The sequence below is a fragment of the Mycobacterium sp. genome (assembly GCF_050701675.1).
Lineage (GTDB): Bacteria > Actinomycetota > Actinomycetes > Mycobacteriales > Mycobacteriaceae > Mycobacterium.
In genome coordinates this window covers 1-3911 of the sequence record NZ_JBOGDD010000518.1, presented here as the reverse complement: position 1 = coordinate 3911, position 3911 = coordinate 1, and the positions used below count along the sequence as shown (strand labels likewise).

Genomic DNA, 3911 nt, shown 5'->3' with positions numbered 1-3911 from the left:
CGGGCTTGGGCCACGCCCAGCTGGGGCCGAACTTCACGAACTCGCCGTCGTACTCGGCCTCTTCCTGCGTCCACAGTGCCCGCATGGCTTCGAGGTATTCCCGCAGCATGGTGCGGCGCCGGGCGGGCGGAACGTTGTGGTCGTTGAGTTCGTCGGTGTTCCAACCGAATCCGACGCCGAGCGAGACCCGGCCACCGGACAGGTGGTCGAGCGTCGCGATGGACTTGGCCAGCGTGATGCAGTCGTGCTCGACGGGCAGCGCGACGGCCGTCGACAGCCGCACGCGGGAGGTCACCGCGGCGGCCGTGCCAAGCGACACCCACGGGTCCAGCGTCCGCATGTAGCGGTCGTCGGGCAGCGATTCGTCCCCGGTGGTGGGGTGGGCGGCTTCGCGCTTGATCGGGATGTGGGTGTGTTCGGGCACGTAGAACGTCTCGAAACCGTGATCATCGGCGAGTTTGGCGGCAGCAGCCGGCGCGATCCCGCGGTCGCTGGTGAAGAGTACGAGCCCGTAGTTCATGACCAGAATTAGAACGTGTTCCAGTCCGTAAGCGCAAGGTGGCCGGGTATCGACCGCCGCCGAGCACGCCGGGCCACTATCAGTCGACGCCGAATTCCTCCGCGGCGTCCAGCAGCCATTCGGCGAGGTAGCCGGCGAACGACGACCGGACCAGGATCCGATAATCGGTCCCGTCGTCGCTCAGGGGTAGCAGGACGACGGCGGCCAGGCCGAGCATGGTCTGAGCGGCCGCACCGCGGCCGAACTCCGCCGGATGCAGATCCAGCGAGCAGCCCTTGGCCAACACGTCTCGAGCGTGCGCACCGCGCAGTCGCACGGTGGTCCGCTGAGCCGAGACGTCCACCGCGGCGCCACCGTGCTCGGTCAGCCGGTCACGCAACCGGGTCTCGAGGTCCTCGCCGCCGCGGCTGTTCGACGTGACGAGCCATTCCTGGGGGCCCAACCAGATGACCGTCGCGTCCTGGCCGTCGATCGTCGTGCAGGGAGTGGTCGGTAGCGACGTCACCCCGAGGACGTCGGCGGCTTCGACGGCGCCGGGCCCGGTCGGGTCGAGCCACAGGTCGACCATCGCGACGAACGGCACCTCGACGATCCTCGCCGACTCCGGCATGTCTGCGAAGCGGGATTCCCAGCCCTGCAGTGGGCTCCGTCGGGTGAGGGTGTCAGCCATCTCGGCGTGCTCCTTCTGGGTCGAAGAGGGCGGAACGGGTGACCTCCACCGGAACCAGAGTCCCGTTCACCGGCACGCTGAGGGTGTCTCCGATGCGGGCGTGCCCACCCTTGACCAATGCCAGCGCGAAGGGTCGACCCAGTGCGGCGCTGCGGTAGCTGGACGTGACGTGCCCCAGCATCGGCACCGGGATGGGCGGTGGCACACCGTCTTCGGGGGCCTCGATGATCTGCGATCCCTCGGGAAGGACCGTCTCGGAGTCGACCGGCAGCAGTCCGACGAACTGCTTGCGCGCTGGGTTGAGATTCTCGCTGCGGGTGAACGACCGCTTGCCGAGGAAGTCGACCTTCTTCTTCGACACCACCCAGTTCATGCCGAGATCCTGCGGGGTGACGGTGCCGTCGGTGTCCTGCCCGATGATCGGGAAGCCCTTCTCGGCGCGCAGCACGTGCATGGTCTCCGTCCCGTACGGCGTGATCCCATGGGGTGCGCCCGCCTCGATCAGCCTCTCCCACAACGCTGTTGCGTACCAGCCCATGACGTTGACTTCGTAGGCGAGCTCACCCGAGAAGCTGACGCGACCGACGCGCACGTGGACACCGTCGAGGTCGGTGTCGCGCCACGCCATGAACGGGAAGGCGTCATTGCTGACGTCGAGGCCCTTGAACACGGCGCCGACGACGTCGCGCGACTTCGGCCCGACCACCGGAAAGGTGTGCCACTGCTCGGTGACCGAGGTGAGCCGGACGCGCAGATGCGGCCACTCGGTCTGCAGCCATTCCTCCATCCAGTCGAGGATCATGGCGGCGCCACCGGTGGTGGTGAAGGCCTGGTAGCGGTCTTCGGCCAACCGCATCACGGTGCCGTCGTCGATGACCATGCCGTCCACGCCGCACATCACGCCGTAGCGCACCATGCCGACCTTGAGCGTGCTCATCATGTTGGTGTAGAGCATGTCGAGGAACACGCCCGAATCGGGCCCCTGGACGTCGATCTTGCCGAGCGTCGAGCCGTCGAGGATGCCGACGCCACCGCGGACGGCCGCGCATTCGCGCAGCACTGCGGTGTCCATGTCCTCGCCCGGCAGAGGGTAGAAACGTGGCCGCTTCCACTGGCCCACGTCCTCGAAGACCGCTCCCCGGTGCACGTGCCAGTCGTGTACCGCGGTGACCCGTTCCGGGTCGTACCTTCGACCCCGGACGCGACCGGCCAAGGCGGCGAACGCCACTGGCGTGTACGGCGGCCGGAAGGTGGTGACCCCGAGTTCGGCGACGGGCACTCCGAGAAGCTCGGAGGTGATCCCCGACGCGATGACCCCGGAGGTCTTGCCCTGATCGTGGGCGGTGCCGATGGTGGTGTAGCGCTTGACGTGTTCCATCGACGCCATCCCGGCGCCCACCGCACGAACCAGATCGGCCACGGTGACGTCGCGCTGAAGGTCGACGAACTGCGTGGTCGTGGCCGTCGGGTCGGGCACCTGCCACAGGACGACACTGGCCGATTCGGCCCGAGCCGAATCCGATTCGCCGGCAACCGGTTCCGACGGCGCGGTGAAGCCAAGGTCGGCCAGCGCCGAGGCGGCCGACTCCCTGCCGCTGCGCACGCACGCAGGCAGCTCGAAGATGCCGTCGGCCGAGCCGACGACGCTCACCCCGGCGAGCGACTCGCCTGGGACGAACGCTCCAAGCGCGTCGTCGTAGCGCAGCTGGCCGCGCGCCTGGCTGAACAGGTGCACCGCCGGATTCCAGCCGCCGCTGACGAGGAGCGCGTCGCAGGGCACGGTGACCGGGTCGCCGTTGCCGCGCAGCGGGCCAACGACGGCATGGCTGATGCGTGCCTCACCGCGCGTTCCGCTCACCACGGAGCTCAGCTGGATCGCGATGCCGCGCGCGGCGCATTCGTCGTGAAGGTGGGGCGCCACCTCGGCGCGGGCGTCGACGATCGCGGTGATTCCGACGCCCGCGTCGTGCAGGTCGGCGGCGGCGAGATACGCGCTGTCATTGGTGGTGAACACCACGGCCCGGTCGCCGACCTTGACGCCGTAGCGATGCAGGAACGTCCGCGCGCTGTTGGCGAGCATGATCCCGGGTCGGTCGTTGTCGGAGAACACGATTGGCCGCTCGTGCGCGCCGGTGGCCAGCACGATGCACCTGGCACGGATGCGCCACACCCGCTGCCTGCTGACGGCCGCGGGCGCGTGGGCCCCGAGGTGATCGGTGCGCCGCTGCAGGGCCAGCACGAAGCCGTCGTCGTAGTGTCCGAATGCGGTGGTGCGCTGCAGGTGTAGGACCTCGCCGTGGGAGCTCAGCTCGGCGACGGCCTCGGCCACCCACTGCATGGCGGGCCGTCCGTCGATGGCGTCGCTGCTGCCAAGCAGTGCGCCACCGGCTTCGGTCTGCTCGTCGAGCAGGACGACTCTCGCACCGGCGCGGGCGGCGGTCAGCGCGGCCGCGATCCCGGACGGTCCCGCGCCGACGACGAGGACGTCGGCGTGCAGGTGGGTGGCGTCGTACTTCGCGGTGTCCGGGGTCTGGGCGAGGCGGCCCTGGCCGGGGATGCCCCGCGCCACCAGACCGTCGAAGAGTTCGATCGTGGTCGCGAGCAACATGGGTTCGGGGAACGGGTCCTCGACCTGGACCAGGCTGCCGGTGTCCTCGGCCCATACCGCGGTGATGCCGCGCGGGCGGCCGAACTTGATGCTGGTGCTCACCTGATGGATGC

At 69.2% G+C, this 3911-nt stretch carries 3 protein-coding genes; all 3 read right to left on the bottom strand.

All coding sequences use genetic code 11. From position 1 onward, the window contains the following. Positions 1-520, bottom strand: a 520-nt coding sequence (locus ACRDUX_RS15600; RefSeq protein WP_526414924.1) for a TIGR03619 family F420-dependent LLM class oxidoreductase, incomplete at its 3' end; no start/stop codon positions are given. Positions 521-599: 79 nt separating this feature from the next. Beyond that, entirely contained in the window at positions 600-1190 is a 591-nt protein-coding gene (locus tag ACRDUX_RS15595; RefSeq protein ID WP_526414923.1) for a sarcosine oxidase subunit gamma, read from the bottom strand. Beyond that, positions 1183-3911: glycine cleavage T C-terminal barrel domain-containing protein (locus ACRDUX_RS15590; protein ID WP_526414922.1), on the bottom strand; the 2729-nt coding region annotated here is incomplete at its 5' end. The genes ACRDUX_RS15590 and ACRDUX_RS15595, both read right to left, overlap by 8 nt.

What these genes read in the sequence shown, in the direction of transcription:
- ACRDUX_RS15595 (WP_526414923.1), bottom strand. Translation starts at nt 1,190, where the DNA reads ATGGCTGACACCCTCACCCGACGGAGCCCACTGCAGGGCTGGGAATCC.